This window comes from Daejeonella sp. (genome assembly GCF_037719425.1).
Taxonomy (GTDB): Bacteria; Bacteroidota; Bacteroidia; order Sphingobacteriales; family Sphingobacteriaceae; genus Daejeonella.
Genome location: NZ_JBBJNI010000067.1, coordinates 18827 through 20759, shown reverse-complemented (window position 1 = coordinate 20759; position 1933 = coordinate 18827). Strand labels below are relative to the sequence as shown.

General features: G+C 44.4%; 2 protein-coding genes. One reads left to right on the top strand and one right to left on the bottom strand.

The annotated features are described in order from the left end of the window. Positions 1-36: 36 nt before the first annotated feature. Entirely contained in the window at positions 37-636 is a 600-nt protein-coding gene (locus WKF69_RS10425) for a hypothetical protein (RefSeq protein ID WP_340381641.1), read from the bottom strand. 409 nt (positions 637-1045) lie between these two features. On the opposite strand from WKF69_RS10425, the gene ribD reads away from it, so the two are divergent. Further along, positions 1046-1933, top strand: an 888-nt coding sequence (ribD, locus tag WKF69_RS10420) for a bifunctional diaminohydroxyphosphoribosylaminopyrimidine deaminase/5-amino-6-(5-phosphoribosylamino)uracil reductase RibD (protein WP_340381640.1), incomplete at its 3' end; no start/stop codon positions are given.

Sequence of the window (1933 nt, the reverse complement as noted above, 5' to 3'; positions counted from 1 at the left end):
ATAACCAAATCAGGAATTATTCAATAACCTGTATAGCTATTTCAGGACGAGACACGATCTCTGCGAAACACTCTGCTCCCTCTGCGGTAAAGTAGGCGTCTTGCTTATTCCTTCCAGATAAAACATAGGGTTTACCTTATATCTTACTTTGCGGTTAAAAATTGCTGTTCCATAGTCCGGCTGTCCCGGATCATGAGCTGGCTTTGACCTTATTCGCTTGGGTACCTTTAAAACGCCCTGTTCAGGCTGTTCTGCAAACTTATACAGCTTCACGGGAATATTCCAGCGCAGCGATCGGATAAGAATGGATTTGTCAAACCTGATCTTCTTCCTCTTAATTTCCAGCGGCTTATCGCTCATAAACTCAGCAATAGCCAGGTTCCAGGCTGACCGAAAGCCCAGTAAGGATGCCCTAACGGAATAAATATCCTTCAGCCCCGGCTCCTTAATAACTACCCTGGCAAATTCAACAGCTTCCGAAAAGCGTTTTTGAGCTTGTCTCTGCTGCTCGCTGTAAATAACCCGGTTCCGGTTGGGGAACCGGCTAACAACAGTCTTGCCACCGCACTGCCTGAAGAGCAAATGTCGGTTAACGCTTCCGCGGAAGCCTTTAAATATTGGTGATGTTTGTATCATATAGTAGATTTTTTACATGATACAATTTACAGAAAAGCTCTTTGCAGTCAAAATCGCATTGCCGGTTTTGTCCGGAATTGGCATGAAATTACCGGTTTTGACCGCTTACTCATCGCTAAAATACCGCTGGTGCAACGCTCTGGAACCGCTCTGGAACCGCTCAAGTACCGGTACTTTTACGTTCATTGCTTCGCTACGCTCGCAATGACACAATATATTATAACACTCTATAGCGAAGCGGCCTCGTCCATAGAAGAACTTGTCATTGCGAGCGAAGCGAAGCAAATGTCACACTATCTTTTATACAAATCTATACCGAATCGGCCTTGCTCACCAGGAACTTGTTATTGCGAGCGCAGCGAAGCAAAATCATCCTTACTTTTACAGCGTGTTAAAACATGAGGACTACATGCGGCGCTGCATTGAACTTGCCACTTTGGGTATGGGTTCGGTGAGCCCCAATCCCATGGTTGGCGCAGTGATAGTTTGTGACGATCAGATCATCGGTGAGGGTTACCACATGAAGTTTGGTGAAGCTCATGCTGAAGTGAATGCTGTGAAAAGCGTCCTCGATACAAATGTTGACGGGCATGCTTTACTTGAGCGATCTACAATCTATGTAAGCCTGGAACCTTGCTCCCATTTCGGCAAGACGCCCCCATGCGTGGACCTGATCATAAATAATCATATTCCCAAAGTTGTTATCGGCTGCAGAGACCCTTTCGCACAAGTTAATGGGAAAGGAATTGAAAAATTAACAGAAGCCGGTGTCGAAGTTATTGAGGGTGTACTTGAAAATGAATGCATCTCATTAAACAGACGCTTTAATACAAGAGTCCAAAAACAGAGGCCTTATATTATTCTTAAATGGGCCCAAACCAATGACGGATTTTTTGCTCCCGAAGACGGAACCCAAAAATGGATCACCTCTTCATCTGCAAAACAGCTCGTTCATCGCTGGAGAAGCGAAGAAGATGCTGTGCTGATCGGAAAAAACACAGCCTTAGCCGATAATCCAAGATTAAATGTGCGCGAATGGCAAGGGAAGTCGCCGATAAGGATCATTGTTGACAGGAACCTGGAGCTGCCGGTAAGTCTTAATGTTTTTGATCAAAGCCAGGATACCATCATTTTTAATTCATTGAAAACAGAGTTGGATGGTAGGATCAAATATCTTGAACTGGAAAATTTCGACAACCTACTACCCCAGTTAATCTGCTACCAGTTATACTTGATGGATATCCAGTCGATTATTGTAGAAGGGGGCGTTAAAATGCTAGATCTCTTCATTGCGGCA

Excerpts from the sequence above, each read along its gene's own strand:
- WKF69_RS10425 (WP_340381641.1), bottom strand. The coding sequence starts at position 636 with ATGATACAAACATCACCAATATTTAAAGGCTTCCGCGGAAGCGTTAAC.